15 protein-coding genes are annotated in these 18871 nt (G+C 61.7%); 1 reads left to right on the top strand and 14 read right to left on the bottom strand.

The annotated features are described in order from the left end of the window. Positions 1 to 402 precede the first annotated feature (402 nt). The 11 genes from EG19_RS04395 to arsB all read right to left on the bottom strand — a co-directional run bounded on the left by EG19_RS04395 (position 403) and on the right by arsB (position 12960). Positions 403 to 1275, bottom strand: a complete 873-nt coding sequence (locus tag EG19_RS04395; RefSeq protein WP_038047983.1) for a VIT1/CCC1 transporter family protein — start codon at positions 1273 to 1275, stop codon at positions 403 to 405. Between the two features lie 23 nt (positions 1276 to 1298). After that, positions 1299 to 3914, bottom strand: coding sequence for an ATP-binding protein (locus EG19_RS12385; protein WP_053334880.1), 2616 nt, complete (start codon positions 3912 to 3914; stop codon positions 1299 to 1301). Between the two features lie 197 nt (positions 3915 to 4111). Then, positions 4112 to 4780: a glycine cleavage system protein H gene (locus EG19_RS04385; RefSeq protein ID WP_038047982.1), complete on the bottom strand. Its 669-nt coding sequence runs from the start codon at positions 4778 to 4780 to the stop codon at positions 4112 to 4114. A gap of 409 nt (positions 4781 to 5189) precedes the next feature. Beyond that, on the bottom strand, positions 5190 to 5333 hold the full coding sequence (locus EG19_RS13605; RefSeq protein ID WP_161685373.1) for a hypothetical protein: 144 nt from the start codon (positions 5331 to 5333) through the stop codon (positions 5190 to 5192). A 13-nt stretch (positions 5334 to 5346) separates the two neighbouring features. Next, positions 5347 to 6543 carry an NrfD/PsrC family molybdoenzyme membrane anchor subunit gene (nrfD, locus tag EG19_RS04380; protein WP_053334879.1) on the bottom strand — a complete coding sequence of 399 codons (1197 nt, stop codon included), beginning with the start codon at positions 6541 to 6543 and terminating at the stop codon, positions 5347 to 5349. Position 6544: 1 nt separating this feature from the next. After that, positions 6545 to 7399 (bottom strand): 4Fe-4S dicluster domain-containing protein, encoded by an 855-nt coding sequence (locus tag EG19_RS04375; protein WP_053334878.1) that lies wholly within the window; start codon positions 7397 to 7399, stop codon positions 6545 to 6547. A 14-nt stretch (positions 7400 to 7413) separates the two neighbouring features. After that, on the bottom strand, positions 7414 to 7884 hold the full coding sequence (locus tag EG19_RS04370) for a cytochrome c3 family protein (protein ID WP_161685370.1): 471 nt from the start codon (positions 7882 to 7884) through the stop codon (positions 7414 to 7416). Positions 7885 to 7948: 64 nt separating this feature from the next. Next, positions 7949 to 8521 carry an archaemetzincin family Zn-dependent metalloprotease gene (locus tag EG19_RS12380; protein WP_053334877.1) on the bottom strand — a complete coding sequence of 191 codons (573 nt, stop codon included), beginning with the start codon at positions 8519 to 8521 and terminating at the stop codon, positions 7949 to 7951. 2 nt (positions 8522 to 8523) lie between these two features. Continuing rightward, the gene (locus EG19_RS04360) at positions 8524 to 9885 is read right to left on the bottom strand and encodes a sigma-54-dependent transcriptional regulator (RefSeq protein WP_038047980.1); all 1362 of its coding nucleotides are present in this window, start codon (positions 9883 to 9885) and stop codon (positions 8524 to 8526) included. Beyond that, positions 9882 to 11471 carry a sensor histidine kinase gene (locus EG19_RS04355; RefSeq protein ID WP_038047978.1) on the bottom strand — a complete coding sequence of 530 codons (1590 nt, stop codon included), beginning with the start codon at positions 11469 to 11471 and terminating at the stop codon, positions 9882 to 9884. Before EG19_RS04355 ends, EG19_RS04360 begins: the two co-directional genes overlap by 4 nt. A 394-nt stretch (positions 11472 to 11865) precedes the next feature. Further along, entirely contained in the window at positions 11866 to 12960 is a 1095-nt protein-coding gene (arsB, locus tag EG19_RS04350) for an ACR3 family arsenite efflux transporter (protein ID WP_038047976.1), read from the bottom strand. 339 nt (positions 12961 to 13299) lie between these two features. Here arsB and EG19_RS04345 point away from each other — a divergent pair, with 339 nt between their 5' ends. Further along, positions 13300 to 17253 carry a DUF2339 domain-containing protein gene (locus tag EG19_RS04345; protein WP_038047974.1) on the top strand — a complete coding sequence of 1318 codons (3954 nt, stop codon included), beginning with the start codon at positions 13300 to 13302 and terminating at the stop codon, positions 17251 to 17253. Here EG19_RS04345 and EG19_RS04340 read toward each other — a convergent pair whose 3' ends face one another. From EG19_RS04340 to EG19_RS04330, 3 genes are read right to left on the bottom strand one after another with little or no spacing between them, the layout of a single operon-like run. Then, positions 17254 to 18096, bottom strand: a complete 843-nt coding sequence (locus EG19_RS04340; RefSeq protein ID WP_038047973.1) for a 4Fe-4S binding protein — start codon at positions 18094 to 18096, stop codon at positions 17254 to 17256. Next, positions 18093 to 18608, bottom strand: coding sequence for a 4Fe-4S dicluster domain-containing protein (locus EG19_RS04335; RefSeq protein WP_053334876.1), 516 nt, complete (start codon positions 18606 to 18608; stop codon positions 18093 to 18095). The genes EG19_RS04340 and EG19_RS04335 overlap by 4 nt, the downstream gene beginning before the upstream one ends. Then, a complete protein-coding gene (locus tag EG19_RS04330; protein WP_038047972.1) occupies positions 18605 to 18841 on the bottom strand; it encodes a hypothetical protein in 237 nt (78 codons plus the stop codon). The genes EG19_RS04335 and EG19_RS04330 overlap by 4 nt, the downstream gene beginning before the upstream one ends. Positions 18842 to 18871 lie beyond the last annotated feature (30 nt).

Here is an 18871-nt window from a genome sequence, read left to right as displayed (position 1 = left end):
CGCTCCTGCGGCGGCGGGGGTGGGCAAGAAAAGCGAGCATCCGGCTTTGCTGGTGCGAGCGGTGGGGGTTGCGGGGGGCCAAGCGAGCGGAGCTGTGGGCGGAGCGCGAGCGGCCCCCCGCGTGAGATATTGGGCCGCCGCTCCGCGGCGGCGGGGGTGGGCAAGAAAAGCGAGTATCCGGCTTTGCCGGTGCGAGCGGTGGGGGTTGCGGGGGGCCAAGCGAGCGGAGCTGTGGGCGGAGTGCGAGCGGCCCCCCGCGTGGGATGTGGGGCCGGCGCTCCCGCGCCGGCGAAAAAAGACCCGCGCAGGAGCGCGGGTCCCACATTCAAAAAAAGAGGAAGTGCTTAGCCCGGTACGCCTGCGTTAGAAGAACAGGCCAGGAAAGAACACGCTCGCGGCTGGTTAAACCTCCACGCCCAGGAGCTTTCGGGCCACAAAGCCGATGCCGAAAGATATGGCCGCCACCGAAAAGGAAAGCAGCGCCATTTCCGCAAAGCGGCGGCCAAAGGGCTCGTCCTTGGCCACCGAAATGTAAAAGTTGAAAACCGCAATGATGAGCACCGCCACCGAAAGGGTCAAGGCCAAATCCAGGTAGTAGTTGGCAAAAAGCAAGTACGGCAGAACCAGCAAAAGCACCGTCACGATATAAGCGATGCCGGTGTACACGGCGGCCCGAAGCGGGTGTTTCTCGGTGCCCTCCGAACGGGTGGACAGGTACTCAGAGGCCGCCATGGAAAGGGAAGCGGCAATGCCGGTGATAAGGCCAGAAAGGGCAATGAGCTTGGTGTTCTGCAGGGCGAGAGTGAGACCGGCCAGGGCACCGGTCAGTTCCACCAAAGCGTCGTTGAGCCCCAGGACCACCGAGCCGGCGTAGTGCAGCCGTTCCTCTTCCAGCATGCCCAAGAGCTGGTGTTCGTGGTCTTCTTCGTCCTGCAGCCAAGCTTCCACGTTGGGGATCACCCCCAAGAGCTCTTTGTAACCCCCTTGCGCCCGTTCCTCGCCTCGCTCCATGAGCTTTAAGCCAAAGGTAAGGCCAAAGATGCGGGCAACCCAGGTGTACAGGACCACCCACAGCCGTTTGGGTTTTACCTCCTGGCCGGTTAAAGCTTGCCAATCGCGGGCGTGGCGCAGCTCATCGGCGGCAATGCGCTCCAAAATGCGGCGGTTCTCCCCTTCGGGAAGACCTTGGGCCAAACGGGCGTAAATTTCGTGCTCGGTGAGCTCCAACTGCTGAAAGGTCAACAGGCGCTCACGAAGGCTTGGGCTTAGTTCCATGGGCACCTCCGCACGCGGAAAGGCTAGCTCTTTTGGTCCGCCAAAGCCGCGGCCAAAACGCGAGCCAGCTTTTCCATGGTAAAGGGCTTTTGCAAGAAATGAACCTGTCCCCGGCTCACCTGCTCTTTGAACGCTTGATCTTCGGCATAGCCGGACATAACGATTACCTTCAGGTTTGGCCAGCGCTCCACCAGGCCCGCCGCCAGTTGCGCGCCGCTGGCGCCGGGGAGCAGGAAATCCGTAAGCAGCACATCAAAAGCTGGATCTGCGGGTAGCTTCCCCGCTTCTTCCGCGCTTCCCACTGCCACCACCTGGTAGCCCAAAGCCTGTAGTACATCTGCCAGGGTTTGGCGGGCGGCCTCTTCATCTTCCACCACCAGCACCCGCTGACCGCTCCCCACCGGCGGAACCGAACCGGAAATGACCTTTGTTTGGGGAGCTAACGGCGCTGAAGCGGTAGGTAGAACCACCGTAAACGTGCTTCCCCTGCCCACGGTGCTTGTCACCTCCACGCGGCCCCCGTGCTGGGTGACGATGCCGTGTACCACCGCCAAGCCCAAACCGGTGCCCTTTTCGGGGCCTTTGGTGGAGAAAAACGGCTCAAAAATCCGGGGAAGAACGTCTTCGGGAATGCCGCAGCCGTTGTCGCTGACAGCCAAAAGAGCCTCATCCCCCCGCTGCTCGACGCGAAGCTCCAGCTTGCCGCCCTCCGGCATGGCGTCTTTGGCGTTCACCACCAAGTTCAGGAGCACCTGGTTCAACTGGTTGGGGTCGGCTTCCACCACCACCGGATCCGCAGCAAGTTTGAGTTCCAGGGAAATGTTGGCGGGCAAGAGGCGGCGGAGCAGCTCCTCCATTTGTTTTACGAGCTCGTTGAGGTCGAGTGCTTCGCGCCGGGAAATTTCCCTGCGGGCAAACAACAGGAGTTGGCGGGCCAGGGAAGCACCCCGCTGCACCAGGCCTTCTAGGGTCTGCAGCTCTTGACCCACGGAAGCGCCAGCTAGCTTGCCTTTCAGCGAAAAAAGCAGTGCGGAAAACGCTTGGAGCAGGTTATTAAAATCGTGGGCAATGCCCCCGGCCAGGGCGCCGATGGCCTCCATCTTTTGAGCTTCCCGCAAGAGAGCCTCGGTTTTTTCCCGTTCGGAAACATCGCGAATTACCACTTCGATGGCCGGCCGACCTTGGAATGTGATGGGGGTGGCCGATGCCTCACCCCGAAAAGTGGTGCCGTCAACCCGCAGAAACTCCTCCACCAACGGCGGGGCCATTTGGCCGCTCTCAAGGCTCCTCCGCACTCTTTCCTTGACGGTTTCCCGAAAGCTGGGCGCCACCAGATCCAACGCGGGACGCCCCACAAGGTCAGCAGGGTCCTTGGCACCCCACAGCCGAGCGGCCGCCCGGTTGGCAAACTTAATGACACCATCCTGGTGAATGAGGATGGCATCGGGGGAAAGATCCACCAGCGTTTGGAACTTGGCCGCGGTTTCTGCCAGCTGTTGCTGAAGCTCGAAGCGATGAAGCACCTGCGCCACCTCCCTGGCGGCCAAGGAAAGCACCTCCAGGTCCTCCGGAAAGTACCGCACGTTCGGGTCGTAGGACTGCACCACCATGCAACCCAGGGTCTTTCCGGCCACCTGCAACGGCGCCCCCATCCACGAAACTGCCGGGCTGCCAATGAGCTCCACCTCACCGGCGGCCACCAGCTGGGAGTCCTCTTCCGGCCCCAAAAGCAACGGCTTTCCAGTGCGGATCACGTATTCGGTAAGCCCCCGCCCGGGAGGTCCAGGTGCGGGCGGCGCATCCTTTTGATCTGCGAAATAAGGAAACCGAACCACCGGCCCGATGCCATCCCAAAGCGCCACGTAAAAGTTTTCTGCCGGCAGCAGAACCCGGAGCTCGCGGTGGACCTGAGCCAGCAGCGCTTCCACGCTTTCCGCTTCTCCCACGGCCTGGGTCACGCGCACAAAAAACTGCTGGAGGAGCTCCCCCCGCCGGCGGGTGGTCACGTCGTGAGCAACACCCTGGATCCCTTCAAAACCTCTCGGCCCGTGGAGAGGGGCTTCAAACGCCTCCAGCAAGACCCGCCGACCCGAGGGGTGCAGGATCTCCACCAGGATCGGCTTGCCATCGAACTCTCCCGCCAGATGCTTGCGGGTTTTCCGCCGAGCCTCCTCGTTGATGGGGTTATCGGTGGTCCACCAATGAGTGTGCTTGAGCCACTCGGAAACCGGCCGACCGGTAATGGCCTCCACACTTGGGGACACGTAGGTGACGTTACCCTCCCGGTCTTGGGTGTAGAAGAAAAAGTGCGGGTTTGCCTCCACCAGCAGCTTCAAGCGCTCATGGACACGGAGGAGTTCCTCAGAAACCTGCCTCTCTTTTCCGGTTGCACGGACCACCATCCGCAAGATGGCGTACAGGGCCACCGCCGTAAGCAAGACAAAAACCCAACCCTTGAGGATTTCCAGGCGGTGGAGAAGGGCCGCATCCTGCCCCGAAATCGCCTTGACCGCATGCCCGGAAACCCATATGTACGCGCCCGCTAACACCAGGTAAACGACGGCAAGCAAAAAAGCGCCCCTTTTTCGCAGGAGGATGCGCGTTAACAACGTTGGTACGCCCCGGTTCTCGACGTTCACCGAACCTATTCTACAGCCGCGCCTGCGGCCCCCCTTTCCGGTCCAGCTAAACCCCGAGGGGCCTCGAGCTGGGGGCTGTCACTGGCTCGTTTTGGTTAATTCAGCCGACAAGCAGGTCTTGCAGGGCAGCGGGTCGTAGCGTCTTTAAAAAACTAGCCCACCAGGAAGGGTGCTTTCCCGCTGAAGGCCAACGCGACTTACGACGGGTTGACGCCCGCAAACTCCCGCTGGAACTGGCTGAAGGCCGCTTCGTCCAGGGCCAGGGCTGCACCCACCACCGGCCGGGCACCGTCGGCCAACGCCACACCTAAAGCCTTCGGTGTCAAGCGGGCCGCCAGGAACTCGCTGAACCTCTGCATTTCTCCTTTCAGCCACTGCACTGCGCGGTCCCCAACCTTCAGGGACGCCAGGGCCTCGGTGTGCTCCATGGGCACAGCGGTTACGAACCAAAAAGCCCCGTACGGGTCGGCATCCAGCGGGACAGGACCGCGGGCCACGGTCTCATTGACCGCGACCACCGTGCCGTCCACCGGGGAAGGTACAGTAAGGGTGCGGGACAGGCGGTGGATTTTGGCCATGGGCTCCCCTTTCCGCAGGGTCGTTCCCGGCTTGGGCAGCTCGACCCGGTCGGCCCCGCCCAACGCTTGGGCCAGCAGCTCGTCCACTCCCAGCCGTAGCTCTCCGGTTTGCGTAAGGAACGCCCAGCTGTGCCCTGGACTCAAGAACACACCCTTGGGTGCATGCACCGGTGCAAAAGCCCGGATTTTCTCGGTTGCCGTTTCCACCCGACGACGGCGCAGCAGCACACCGATGGCCTCAATGGAGACAAACAAGAGGATCGAAATGGCAACGATGATGACGGTCATGGCTTCCTCCCTGGAGGCGGAGAGGGTTTGTGCAGCAACGGGCCTTTTCGCTTACGGCCTTTTTTGCTGCTCCTGCCGCCGTTTGCTGCTTCATCTTCGCCTCCGCCTTTCGCACTTGCATCGTTCGTGCCAAGCAGTTAAAAAGTGCGTAACTGACTGATTAATAATGAGATAGGTATACGCTTCATAACGCACACTAAAAGCGCATGTAAAAAGGCTCAACAGGTTCCACACCTAACGGCCGGCTAACTCGCCGAAAACATGCTTAAAACAGTTGGCTTTGCGGCTCACTGCTGTAAACCTCAACAGCAGACCAAACCTTCAACACTACCCGCGGGCCTCTGCCATTGAAAAAAGAAGCAACCCCAAGGGGTTGCCTCCCAGGAGCCACCTAGCCGGCGTTGGCAGCTCAGGGGAACTGCTTTTTTCCGTTGCTGTTTCCAGGCCTTTGCAGCTTGCTCACGAACAAAACCAAGGTAATGAGAAAGCAAATAACCAGGATGTACTCCAGCCCCTTGGTTTCAAAGATATTGACGTAGTGGTAGTACTCCATGGCCCTTTCCTCCTCAGTGGGTCGCCGATGACAACACCGGCATACGGTTCACCACCCAACGGAACACCAGGATTTCCATAAACACCACCATGAGCGAAACCCACACCTCCCAAACCGTGGGGTAGTAGGTGGCGGGGCTGTTCCAGTTAAAGGCAATGACCGACACGTTAAGGCGGTTGAGAAGAATGCCCACCAGCGTCATCCCCGCGGCAATGCGCACCAGGTCCAAACGCTGCTGCCGGTACCCGTGGGTAAACAGGGCGCAGGGGATCAGGGTAAATACCACCACCTCCACCAAAAACCACGCCCCCCATTTTGTGGCCACGTAGTTCCAATGTTGACCGTGAACGAAGATCAAGAACTTCATGAACAAGTACACGTACATGCTCACCGCAGCCCCTTTGGAGAGGGAAAAAACAATGTCCTCAAAAGAAGCGTGGTGTTGGGGGTCAATCCTGTCGCGAAAGACCCGGTGGCTGATGGTGCCCTCAAAGATGATCATGGCAATGCCGGCAAACACACTGGAAGCCAAAAACAACACCGGAAGGAACTCCGAGTACCAAAGAGGATGTAATTTGGGCTTGGCAAAAAGGTACAAAGCACCTAAACCCGACTGATGTAACGTGGACAAGGTTACCCCAAAGATAACCGCGCCCAGGGTCAGCCGGGAAAGCCATCGCTTGGCTTTTTCGGCGTTGAGCCATTCCGCCACCACCGGGGAAAACTCCAAAAGCTCGGCCAACATGTAAAGCAAAAAGTGCCAAGAAACCAAGAACAGCACCGAGTTGTAGCCAAACTTGTTGCCAATGATGGGGTTGGCGATATGCCAGGGACGCCCCAAGTCCAAGACCAAAGCACCGGCATAAAAGACGTAGCTTAGAAAGCCGTTGAGCACCGTGGGCCGGACAATGGGATGGAATTTTTCGGCGTGGAGCACGTAAACCGAAAGCGTCACCAGGTAAGCGCCGCCAGCAAAAGCAACGCCGGTGATGACGTCAAACCCAATCCACAAGCCCCAAGGGTAGGTTTGGTTGAGGTTGGTGACCGCCCCCAAACCTTTGGCAAAGCGGATGGCGGTGATGATGAGGCCACCAACAATCACAAAGGCGGCCAGCATGTTAAACGGGGTCCACAACGGACCTTTGGGCTTAAGCTCTTGCTTTATGAACTGCCACCGCGATGGTGCCGACCACGTTTGCGCCCCCAGCATGTCACTCCCCTCCCTTCTTTTTGGTCATTTCCGAAAGGCCGTAAAGCAACGTGGGAAGGCCCAAAAGGACCAACGGGACGGCGTAAAGGAACTCGCGGGTGTAGTCCGGGAAGGTCATGGTGCCTAAATCGGTGCGAAAGCCCAGTTGCTCAAAGGGAACGCTGGAAAGGTAAAGCCAGCCCGTTCCGCCCGCTTCAAACTCCCCGTAAATGTGGTGCACATAGCTGTCGGGGTTTTGATAAATGCGGCTGCGGGCAATCTCCATGAGCTCGCGCTTCTTGCCGAACTGCAGCGCATCCATGGGACAAGCGGCCACGCAGGCGGGAATTTTGCCTTCCTCCAATCGCGAAAAGCACATGGTGCACTTGCGAATTCGCGGGTTGGCGCTGAAGTACTCAAACCTTGGGATTTCAAACGGGCAAGCCAACATGCAGTAGCGGCAACCCAAGCAGCGATCGGGGTGCCAAATGACCGGCCCCTGCGGGGTTTTTTCCATGGCGTTGGTGGGACAGGCCGCCGCACAGGCGGGCTGCCAACAGTGGAGGCATTGCTTCTTAACGAACACCTTGCCCTTTTCAGTTTCGTAAGCGTTGACCACCGTAAACCGATCGGGTGTTGTGTCGCGGCGCTCAGCCAGGCCGTTGTCTTCCGCTGGCTTGGGGACCGGCAAATCGTTGACCTCGGCGCACGCAACCTCGCACTGCCGGCAGCCAATGCAGCGCGTGGTGTCCATCAAAACCCCGACGAATTCTTGCTCTTCCCTTTCTTCCCGTTGAAAGGTCACCGCTCCGGCAGTCCTGCTGGCCGCTGCGGCCGCAGCAGAAGCAGCAAGCGTCAGAAACGTTCTTCGGTTCATGCTCCCTCCCTTGGTCACCAGGGCGCCTTTTCCCCGGCGTGGCAGCTCACACAGGCCTTGCTGGCATCCTTCCCTTGGCCCATCTCGTGGCAGAGGCCACAGGCCAGGTGGATCGCCACCTTGCGGCTGGGGATCACCGTGTGGCCGGCAGGCAGCGTTTGGCTGTGACAGCCACCGCACCCGTAACTTTTGCCCAAGGTTTCCTTTTTTCCGTGGCACGCCAGGCACTGATGGCCTGCCTTGGGAAGCCACTGCGGGTGGGGAGTGTTGAGCGCCGGAGCAGCCGCAGGGTGGTGGCAGTCCGTGCAGGCCGCTCCCAGGTCACTCACATGCAGGGCATGCGGAAAGCTGACGGTCCCAACAGGGGAGCGAAACAGCAACTCCTCGGGGGGTGCGTGGTTGGGCTGCTGGGTCTGGCCTTGCGCCAGGCTCCAGCCAGGGCTTAGCCCAAGCAAGAGCAAAAGCGCGGCCTCTAACAGTTTCACCAAGCGATTGTGTGTTCTTTCGCTCATAACCTCCCTCCTTTCCGCCCACATCCTCACGAAGCGCTCACGAAAGCAGCTCCATCACCAGATCTCGGGGAACCGGTATTACCCCCAGCTGCTTTGCACAGGTGGGACAAAACCAGGCGTCCTTGAGGTCCACCTCTTCAGCGTTGCGGGACGAAGCCATAACGCACCAAGGCACGGGACAATGCGTCAAACCAAACAGGTGCCCCAGCTCGTGGAGTGCTTCTTTGGCCAGGCGCAACCGTAGAAGCTGGGGATCCGGACGGCTGCCGTTGTTTTCGGGAAGCAAGCGGTACATGGAAACGATCCCGGCACCTCCGGAAGCCGAAGCCAAGCCAAAAAGGTACGTAAAGACCGGAAGAAAGATGTCCACATCGGTGATGCCCAAATACAAAAGCGGCTCTTCCGCGGGAGGGGGCTGGAGCAAATCCAGCAAGGCCAGGGCATCGTACTGGCGGCGAGCGGGGTTAAAGGCCGGGCTAGGGTCGAGCCTGCGGGGCACGATAGAAACCGAATGATGCAGCAGCCGATGTAAGTCCTCACGGAGGGTTCGCACAACGCTTAGCGGCACCGCACCCACGAGCACCAGCTCTAAGGCCCAAGACCTGGCCACCGCTACCGCTCCCGCTGATGCCAGTTGATGCCGTACCGCCGCATGCGGTTGTAAAGGGTCACCCGGTCAATGCCTAAAAGCTTGGCCGCCTGGGTGATGTTGTAGGAGCAGCGCTCCAGCACGTACTCGATATGGCGACGCTCCACCGCCTCCAGGGAAAGGTCATCGTCTTTGGGGAGAGAAACCGGCTTACTCGGGGTAATCGGCAAATGCTCGGGGAGCACAGGGCCTTCCCGGCAAACCACCAACGCCCGCTCCACAGCGTTGATGAGCTCGCGAATATTTCCCGGCCAGGGATAGGAAAGCAACAGCTCCTGCGCCTTGGGCGAGAAGCCGGTGACCTTACGGCCCATGGCGTCGGCAAACTTCTTAAGGTAGTGGTTGGCAATGGGCAAGATATCTTCCTTGCGCTCGCGCAGCGGCGGCAGGTCAATTCGGAAAACCGCAAGCCGGTAGTAGAGGTCCTCCCGGAACGTGCCTTCCCGCACCGCTTGCTCGAGATCGCGGTTGGTGGCGCACACCACGCGAAAATCCACCCGCACTGGCTGGGTGCCGCCCACCCGCACCAGCTGTTTTTCCTCCAGAACCCGAAGGAGCTCCACTTGGACTTTGGGAGAAATTTCCCCCACTTCGTCCAGGAAAAGCGTGCCGCCGTCTGCCAGCTCCAGCTTGCCCTTTCGCCGGGCCACAGCGCCGGTAAAGGCGCCCCTTTCGTGGCCAAAGAGCTCCGACTCCAAAACCCCCTCGGGAAGCGCCCCGCAGTTCACCGCCACCAGGGGGCCAAAGGCCCGGGGGCTGTTGGCGTGGATGAGGCGGGCAATAAGCTCCTTGCCGGTACCGGATTCGCCGCGAATCATGACCGTGGTTTCTGTGGGCGCCACCGTTTCCACGAGGCTCATGACCCGCTTCATGGCTTCGCTTTCGCCCACCACCAGCTCCCGGCCGGCGGCGGCCAGGCGCTCTTTCAAGGCAATGTTTTCCTGCTGTAAGCGGGCCCGCTCGCAGGCCCGCTCCACCACCCGCGAAAGCTCCTCCGGGTCGAAGGGCTTCACCAAGTAGTCGTAAGCGCCGGCCTTAAGCGCTTCCACCGCGGAAGCCACCGAAGCGTAAGCGGTGATGAGGATGATGGTGGCGTGGGGGTTTACCTCCTTAATTTGCTTCAAAAGCTCCAAGCCATCCATCCCCGGCATGCGAATGTCGGTGATGATGGCATCAAAGGTTTGCCGCCCCAGCAACGCGAGAGCTGCTTTGGCGTCGCCGGCGGTTTCCACCTCGTAGCCGTCTTCTAGAAACCAGCGGGCCAACGACTCCCGCATGTGGAGCTCGTCATCCACGATGAGCAAACGCGCATTTCTCGTGTTCATGACCCCTCCTTTCCCTCGTGGGAGGCCGGCACCAGCGGGAAGAACATGGTGACCCGGCACCCCTGGCCCGGGGCGGTTTGCAAATCAATGCGCCCGCCGTGCCGTTCCACAATCCCGTACACCACCGAAAGCCCAAGGCCCACACCACCTTGGGACTTGGTGGTAAAAAACGGCTCGAAAGCGCGGGCGGCCACCTCGGGGGTCATCCCGGGTCCGGTATCTTCCACGGTAACGAGAACCCCTCCGTCAGCTCGGGCGGTTATGACCTTCACTTGCCCGCCCGTGCTGGCCATGGCCTCGGCGGCGTTGATAAGCAAAGCCATAAGGGCTTGCTGGATCTGCCCGGCATCGGCGATCACCGATGGAAGGTCCGGCGCCAGCTCCATGACGGCCTTCACGTTGCTCAAGTCGAGCTTGTGCTGAACCAGAAAAACTGCCTTTTCCGCCACTTCGTTGAGGTTTGTGGGGCTAAAATCGCCATCCTTTTTGCGGGCAAAGGAAAGGAGCTGGTTGACAATGCGCCCACAGCGACTTGCCTCAGAAACAATGGCATCCAAATAGCGCAAGTTTTCCTTGCACTCTTCGCTGAGCTGATGGGTTTGCAGCCTGCGGATGAGAACCTTGGCGTAGGTCACCACGCTGGAAAGAGGGTTGTTGATTTCGTGAGCCACCACCGCTGCCAGCTTGCCCAGCGAGGCCATTTTTTCCACCTGCAAGATGTGATCCTTGGCCTTTTCCAGCTCCCGGGCTTTTTCCTCCACCCGCATTTCTAGCGTTCTGCCCCATTCCAAAAGCTCTTCCCGGGCGGCCTCCAAATCCCGGGCCATGCGGTTAAAATGCCTTGCCAAATCCGTTAGCTCGTCGTTTCCCACCTCCGGAACCCGAGCGGAAAGATCCCCAGAGGCAATCTTTTGCGTGTGGTCAATGAGCTTGCGCACCCGGAGGTGCACCAGCCGGCGCACCGCCAAGGCCGTAGCCCCAATGCCCAAAACGATGCCGAGGATGCTCACCAGCGTCATCCCCGCCGCGCTTTTGGTGCGGATTTCCTCATGGGGCGTCAGCCACACGTTCACATCCAGAATTCCCAAGAGCGTTTCGGTTTCCTGGTGGACGTGACAAGCGGCCTGGGCGCACTCCTTTTCGTTGAGGATGGTTTGGATTACCCCAAGAGCCCTTCCACCGCTTCCATGGAGCATGCGGGTTCGCTGCTCCGGCGGCAGTTCCCGCGGCGGGACCGAGCCGGTATGGCAAACCACGCACTGCTCGTCGTTGAGGCTCAGCCGCTGCCCAATTTCCCCGGGGAGGCTGGAGTACATGATCGTGCCGTCTTTCCGCATGATGCGGATGACGCCCATTTCCCCGCGGTGGGCGAGTGCCTCCACCGTTGCTTGAATCCGTTCGCGATCGTTATGGAGCATCCCGTCCCGCGTTGCCGCCACCACCATGTCGCCCAACTGCATGCCATTGAGCTGCAAGATCTTCAAAGTGGCACGTTCCTGCAGCCACAGGTTTAAGGCCGTCATGGTTCCAAAGACCACGATTAACCCCACCGCCACAATGGCTGTAAGCTTTGCCGCCAGCCTCACCTGTTGCTCCTCCTTGGGTCGCTCCCGCCCACCGCCCCTAACCCGCCCATACCCGTTCCCCCGACCCGTCCGCTGCAGAGGTTGTGCCATAAAGCACGCCTGTAGTACAAAGCAACAACCAAAGGCTCTGTTGCATAATTCAACGGTAACACAAGGGGGAAAAAGGGGGAAGCCCCAAAGCCCGATCCAACGTTCAAAAGCTGAGGGTCTTACCAGACGTTATGGGCTGACCGGGGCGCCGTTGAAGGCCTCAACGGCCCCCGTTGAAAACCACAACATCCAGCGTCGCCAAAGCCGCCATCTCCGCTGAGGGGTTATACACCGGCAAAAGCAGATGCCCCCCGCAAACGGGGGTTTCAGCGCCGTTGTCGCTGGCGATCTTCCCAGTTTGCAGCTAGCGAAGCTGGGGCGTTCTTTCCAGGGCAACCACCGGGGCGATGGGAAACCAATGCCTGGTTGCCAGACAGAACCGGCACACCGAGAGCATCACCGGTACCTCCACCAGCACCCCCACCACCGTGGCCAACGCCGCACCCGAGCCAGGCCCGTAGAGGGCAATGGCGGTAGCCACCGCTAGCTCAAAGAAATTGGACGCGCCAATCAGCGCCCCCGGAGCTGCTACCGGGTACTGCACCCGAAAGAGCTTCATAAGACCGTAGGTCAGAGACGAGTTGAAGTACACCTGGATGATCAAGGGCACCGCAATAAGCAGCACGTGAAACCAGCGGGTCGTGATGTTCTCGGCCTGAAACGCAAAAATCAGCACCAAGGTAGCCAACAGCGCTAAAACCGTGATGGGATGGAAAAACGCCACAAACTTTTCGGCAAACCATTCCGGCCCTTTGCTGCGAATGAACCACCAGCGGGTAAGCGAGCCGGCAGCCAGGGGAATCACCACAAAAACCAAAACCGAATAGAGCAACACCTTAAAGGGAACCTGCAGGTCTGTAGCTCCCGATACCAACAGCTTCACAATGGGCGCAAAGGCAACCAGCATGATGAGGTCGTTGACCGACACCTGGACCAGCGTGTATGCAGGATCTCCATCGGAAAGGTAGGACCACACAAAAACCATGGCAGTGCACGGCGCGGCCGCCAGGATAATGACCCCGGCGATGTACTGGCTCGCCAATTCGGGGCCAATAAGTGGTAAAAACACCTTTTTGAAGAACAGCCAGCCAATGACCGCCATGGAAAAAGGCTTCACCAACCAATTCACCACCATTGTGATCAAAAGGCCCCTGGGCTTGCGGCTTACCCGAGCTATGGAGCCGAAATCAATCTTCAACATCATCGGGTAAATCATGAGCCAAATCAGCACAGCAATGGGCACGTTAATTTGCGATCCCTCGCCGAATTCCAACCCCCGCAGCGAAGACGTCAAGCCCGGGAACAACTTGCCCAGGGCAACCCCCACCACCATGCACAGGGCCACCCAAAGGGTCAAATACCGTTCGAATACGTTCATCGTTTTGGTTTCCTGGCTCATAAGCCCCCCAGCACCTCCTGACCCTGCAATCCGCGTCGGCTCCACCCATGCTCTTCGCGAGTTCCCCGTGAACCGCTCCAGCGATTTCCCCGGGTCTAGACCCCCTTTGGGCAAACACTCGGGAGCCCGGTTAAAAGCGCTAGCGGCGAAGCAGTGAGGGAATGAAACAGCAAAAAAAGGCCACTTGCACGTTTTGTCCCCGCGCGAAATATAGACACATAGCTCTCTCGTGTCAACGGCCAAACTAACCTGTGGGATCAAACGGGGCGTAGGAGTCCGCGGAGCAAATCCCGACCATCTTGGTAGAATGCACCTGCGGATAAGGAAGGAGAAAAAACCATGGGGTGGGAAGGGCTTGTTTTCCTTTTCTTTGCAGTGTTGATCCTCGGTATACCGGTAACGGCGCTCATTGTGGCCTTGCAGGCTGCTGGCCGGGCCCGCCAAGCCATCCAGCACGTGCAACAGCTCAGCGAGCAGCTGGCCCGGTTGCAGCAAATGGGGCTTCCGGCGGAAAAGCCAAAACCAACCCCCAAGCCGGAAGAAGCGCCGGCTCCCTCCCAGCCCCCAGCTCCCGCGCCGGCGGTTTCCCCGACCACCCCATCGGCGCCCACGGTCACCCCGGCAACCCCGGTCACCCCATCGTCGCCACTACCGGCGCCACCGGAAACGCCGGGACCTAAGCCCAGCTTGGAGGAGCGCATCGGCGTGACCTGGTTTACCCGCTTAGGGGCGGCGGTTTTAATCTTGGGGGCCATGTACTTCTTCAAGTACGCGGTGGACAACAACTGGATTGGCCCCTGGGGCCGGGTGGCCCTGGGGGCAGGGCTGGGCGCGGCCGTTCTGATTTTTGCGGAAAAGCTCTCTGACCGCGTCCATCGTGGCTACCTCCAGGGCCTCTTGGGGGTTGGGCTTTCCCTGCTTTACGTGTCCTCTTTTGCAGCGTACGGCTTTTACCGGTTGGTCCCGGTGCTGGTGGCGTTCGTGGCGCTGACGGTGGTGGCCGGCTTGGGTGGGCTTTTGGCCTACCGGTACCGCTCCCAGGTCACCCTGGTGATGGCGCTTTTGGCGGCCTTGGCCAACCCGGTTTTGCTCTCCACCGGTGAGGACCGGCCCCTGGGGCTGGCGGCGTACCTTCTGCTGGTCACCACCGCGGCGTTCTTTGTGGCGGTGCCCTTGCGCTTTCGCTGGGCCGTTTGGCTTGCGGTCTTCGGGAGCGTGGTTCTGGGTGTGGCGTGGTTTGCCCGGTTTTTTGACGTTTCCCCACCAGCCCTGGATGCGGTAACCGGAATGCCTGTCCCCGGTTCCGCCGGGGCGTACTGGACGCTTTCCGCCCGCGCAGTGCCGCTTTTGGCGGTGGCGGCCTTTTGTGCCCAGTGGGTGATGGTGGCGGGCGCCGCTCGCCGGCGGGAGTGGACGTCTTTGGCGCCGCAGGCCCTGCTGTTGGCCGGCGTGGTTTACCTCCACTGGGGATGGGGGGCGCTTTTGGCGGACCGGCCACCGGCGCTAGCGGCGGCCATGGTGGTGGCGGCGGGTGTGGCGGTGAGCGTGCTGCGCGGCGGCGAAAACTTGCCTCTCTTAGGGCTCCCTTTGGCCGTTTCTTTCCTGATCCTCGCGGTTCGCACCAGCGGCGCCCGCAAGGAGCCCCTCATCATGCTGGTGCTGGCCGGTGCCTGGCTTTCGGTTTACGCCGTAAACCTCGTCCTTGCGGCACGCCGCACCGCTGGGAGCGCCACCGTCGGGGTGGCGTGGAAGATCCTGGCTGTGGCGGGGGGGCTTGCGCTGGCGGTCATGGTCCTGGTGAGCTTGCCGCACCACCCAGAATTGCTGGCGGGGGCCGCGGTGCTCACCTGTCTTGCTCTGGTGCTTTTGGGGGAGTGGGCAGAAAAAACGTGGTTGGCTTGGCCCGCAGGTCTAGTGGCCGCTTTCGGGTGGTTTTTGGGAGCGCCCAAGACCAAGCCGCCGGAGCCGGTGTTTCTGGCTTTGGCTGCCCTCTGGGCCGGCGTTTACCTGGCCGCTGCCGGCCGGGAGCTGCTGCGCCGGGGAGAGGAAGCGGCACGGGGGGTTGTTGTTGCGGCCGTAGCTGCCCCGGCGGCCTTTGTGGCGGTGCTGCTGCGGGCTACCCCGGCGGAAGCGGGAACAACCCGGGCCCTGGTGAGCGCCGCTGCTGCCCTGGCGGTGTTTGCAGTTGGCGTTTTCACCCTGCGCCGTCATCCCGAGGCCCGGGGCGCTGCCAGCGCGCTTTTGGGGGAAGGGGTGGCCCTGGCCGCCTTGGCGGTGGTGCTGGCCTTTAGCGGGGTCACGGTGACGCTGCTGTGGGCCCTGCTGGCGGCAGCGGTGGCGGTGCTGGCAGCCCGCGCCCGCGACCGACGCTGGCTTTTGGGGGCGGGGGTGCTGTTCCTTTTAAGCTTGGGCCGAGTGGTGTTCGTGGACGCTCAGGCCCCCCGCCGGGAGCTGGCTCGTTTTCTGGCCACAGCCGGCCGCGAAGGAGCGCTGCAGCCCACGCCGCTTTTGAACCCGAAAGCTTTGGCCCTGGCCGGGGTGGCTGTGGCGCTGCTGGTGGCTGCCCGCAGCCTGGGACGAGAGGAAGCGAGCGGTCCCTGGCGCTTGAGCGCCGGGATCTGTTTGGTGATTGCCCACGGGTTGCTTTTGGGGCTGGTCATCCGCGAAAGCCAGCGTTTGGTGACCCAGCTGCCCCGCTTGCCGGCCAAAGACGTGACTCGCGACGAGTTCGGGGTTTTCTGGGCGCAGGCCCAGAAAAGCCTGGCTGCCCAACGCACCAAGTTGGCGGTGACCGCCACCCTGGCCATGGGTGGGTATGGGGCGGTGCTCCTGGGTTTAGGCTTTGCCCTGCGGGAGCTGCTCCACCGCTGGTTGGGCCTGACCGTGCTGAGCTTGACCCTGGGCAAGCTGGTTTTCTGGGACATCTGGCGGCTGCCCCGCCTTTCCCAGGTTCTTGTGCTGGTGGCGGTGGGGGTGCTGCTTCTGGGAGCGGGCTTTTTGTACGCTCGGTTTGGCCCACGCCTCTTTGGCTTTTTGCGTACCGGGGCCGGGCTTTGGGTGCTTTTAGCGTGGCCGGCCGACCCCGGGGGCGCGGTGGAGGTCAGGCAGTTCGCCTTTAAGGCCACCGCCGTGGTGGCGGCACCGGGTCTCGCCACCGTTCCGGTGCCTCCGGAGCTATACCGGGCCAGCCGTTCCCCGGGGGACTTTGCAGACCTGCGCATCCTGGGGGCCGGTGGGCAAGAGGTGCCCTGGGTCCTGCGGAACATTCCGGCACCCCAGGCTGCCACTGACCTGCCGGTGGAGCTTTTGGACCCCGTGGTCTTCCCCGATGGAAGCAGCCAGGCCACCTTTGATGTGGGCGAAAGCCCCGCCCCCCACAACCAGTTGACCCTGCAGCTGGAGGGTAACGAGTTTCTCCGCCACTGGGTGGTGGAGGTCAGCGAGGACCGCCGCCAGTGGGGAAAGCTTTCGGAAGGCGTGGTGTTCCGGGTGACCAGCGATGGTGTGGTTTCCCAGCGGGTGGAGGTCGCATACCCCCGTTCTGCAGCCCGCTACCTGCGGGTAACCCTGAAAGGCGAAGCCGGCAAACCGCCGGTTCCGGTAACCGGCGGCGCACTCCATTTCCGCCCCCCGGAAAGCTCCGAGCCTTTGGGGCGCATCCCGCTGGTTTTGGTGCGAAGGGAGGAAAACCCCTCTTCCCGGCTCACCGCTTTTTACCTGGACGCCGGGGCAAGCGGCGTACCGCTCCACCAGCTCACCCTGGAGGTGGCCGACGCCCGCTTTGAGCGCCGGGTCACGGTGCAGGGCTCCGAGGGAGGCTCCCTCTGGGTGCCGGTGGGGGGCGGGGTTTTGTACCGGGCGGGAGGAGCCGAGGGGCTCCAGTTGCCCGTGACCACCTCCAAGCGCTACCTGCGGCTAATGGTGGAAAACGGGGACAACCCACCTTTGACCCTGCAGGCGGCGTGGGGGGAATACCGCCTCCAGCAGCTGCTCTTTGAAGCCAAGACCCCGGGCTCTTATGCCCTGTACCTGGGCGCCCCCGACCTGCAAGCGCCCAGCTACGACCTTGCCGCCAGCCTGTCCCGAATGCCAACGGTGGACTCCCACGAAGCGCCCCTGGGGCCGGTATTGCCCAACCCGGCCTTTGCTCCTGAGGCTCCCCTGCCTTTCCGGCCTTTCAGCGAGCGGTACCGGATGGTGAATGCCGGTGCCTTGCTGCTGCTGTTGGCTGGCCTGGCCTTTTGGGCCTGGCGCCTCCTCCGCCAGGTCCGGCCTGACGCGCAAGAGAGATAGTCACTCTCCAGACTTGCCCGGCGGGCGACCGGCAGAGGGGCGAAAGCCGACCTCCAGGGCGTGGGAGGGGCAGCCCTCCACGCAGCGCAAACAGTTGGTGCAGCCGTCAAAACGGCCCATGGAGCGGGGATCGATGCCCCAGGGGCAGTGGAGGTGACAGGGAGCGACCTTGGGGTCCACGCACAGGGAAGGGTCAAACCGCACTGCTAGTGTCCAGGGTGTGCGCAGGAAGTTCCACAGCGTCCCCACCGGGCAGAGGGCCCGGCAAACCCAGCGCCGGGGCAACAAAAGCTCGGCGACCAGCCAGAGCACCAGCAGGCTGCCGGTCACCCACGGCCGTACGCCCAGGTAAAAAAGCTCCTGCGGTAGCGCGGTGAGCAAGCGGGGGGGTGCCAGCAACGCAACGAGGGGGCTGGCCAAAAGGAAGGAAGCCAGCAGAAAGACAAATAGCCCTACCACCCGCAGCGGCCGCAGCTTGCGGTAACCCTCGGCGGTCCAGGTTCGGTGCAGGTGGAGCGTGCGGATCTTCAGGTTGTCCAACCCTTCCGACAGGAAGCCCCAGGGGCACACCCAGGAGCAAAACACCGGGCCCATCACCAGCGCCAGGGCCAACACCGGAAGCGCCGCCAGCAGGATTTGTCCGGTGACCTTCCCGGCAGCCAGGACCACCGAAAGGGCACTGGCGGGCTCGGCCAAATCCACCGGCCCTACCTTGAGGGAAGCCAGGTTGCCCATCAAGCCCCGAAAGCCCCAGCGGTTCAGCCAGGGCAAGGCAAAGTAAAAGAGGGCTACGAGAGCTTGAACGGTGCGCCGCAGAGGGGTCCACCGGTAGGGCCTTTTCATGCCCCCTCTCCCTCACCTCGCGGCCGCACCACGATGGCCACCTCGGGAGCTGGACAGACCTTTTCGCAAACCCCGCACCCCACGCATTTGTCGGTCACCACCGGCTTGAGCTCGCCGTTTTGGTAAATGGCCTCGCCTTCCAGGGGGCATTCGTCAACGCAGGTGCGGCAGAGGATACCCTGGTGGGCAAAGCAGGTTTGCGGGTCTACCACGGCCACGCCCATGCGCACGGCGCGTTTGTCGGTTATGGGCTCTAAGGCGCCGGTGGGACAAACCGGCGGGCAGGCCATGCACAGGTAGCAGGGGACCTCCCGCGCCACTACCAACGGCGTGCCAGCCCGCTCTCCGTAAATCCAGCCGGCTGGCTTGAGGGTCTTGTAGGGGCAGGCCGCCACGCAGCGGTTACAGCGGATGCAAAGCGCCGCAAACTCTTCCTCGGGCCTGGCGCCGGGGGGGCGAAGCGGTGGGCGAGCGAAGACGAAGGCAATAAGACCCCGACGGCTGCGCCTCATGCCCGATCGTCGCCTACAAAGGTGGGGTAGACCCCCAGGATGCGCTCGTCTTCGGCTAAAAGCTCTTCAGCCCAAGTTTCCAGGGCTTCTCCAGTTTCTCCGCTTACTACCGCGGCAATTTTTTCGTGACCATCCCCACCTACCAGCTTCAGGTTTGGCGAGGCGGCCAAAGCTGCGGCCACCAAAGGTGCTTGCCCAGGCTTGGTGGTAATGAGCACTCCGGCAATGACCATGGCTACCTCCTTGGGGCCCCGGGGAGGGGT

Source organism: Thermoanaerobaculum aquaticum (assembly GCF_000687145.1).
GTDB lineage: Bacteria > Acidobacteriota > Thermoanaerobaculia > Thermoanaerobaculales > Thermoanaerobaculaceae > Thermoanaerobaculum > Thermoanaerobaculum aquaticum.
The sequence above is the reverse complement of the archived record's forward strand: the minus strand, read 5'-3'. Positions and strand labels throughout refer to the sequence as shown.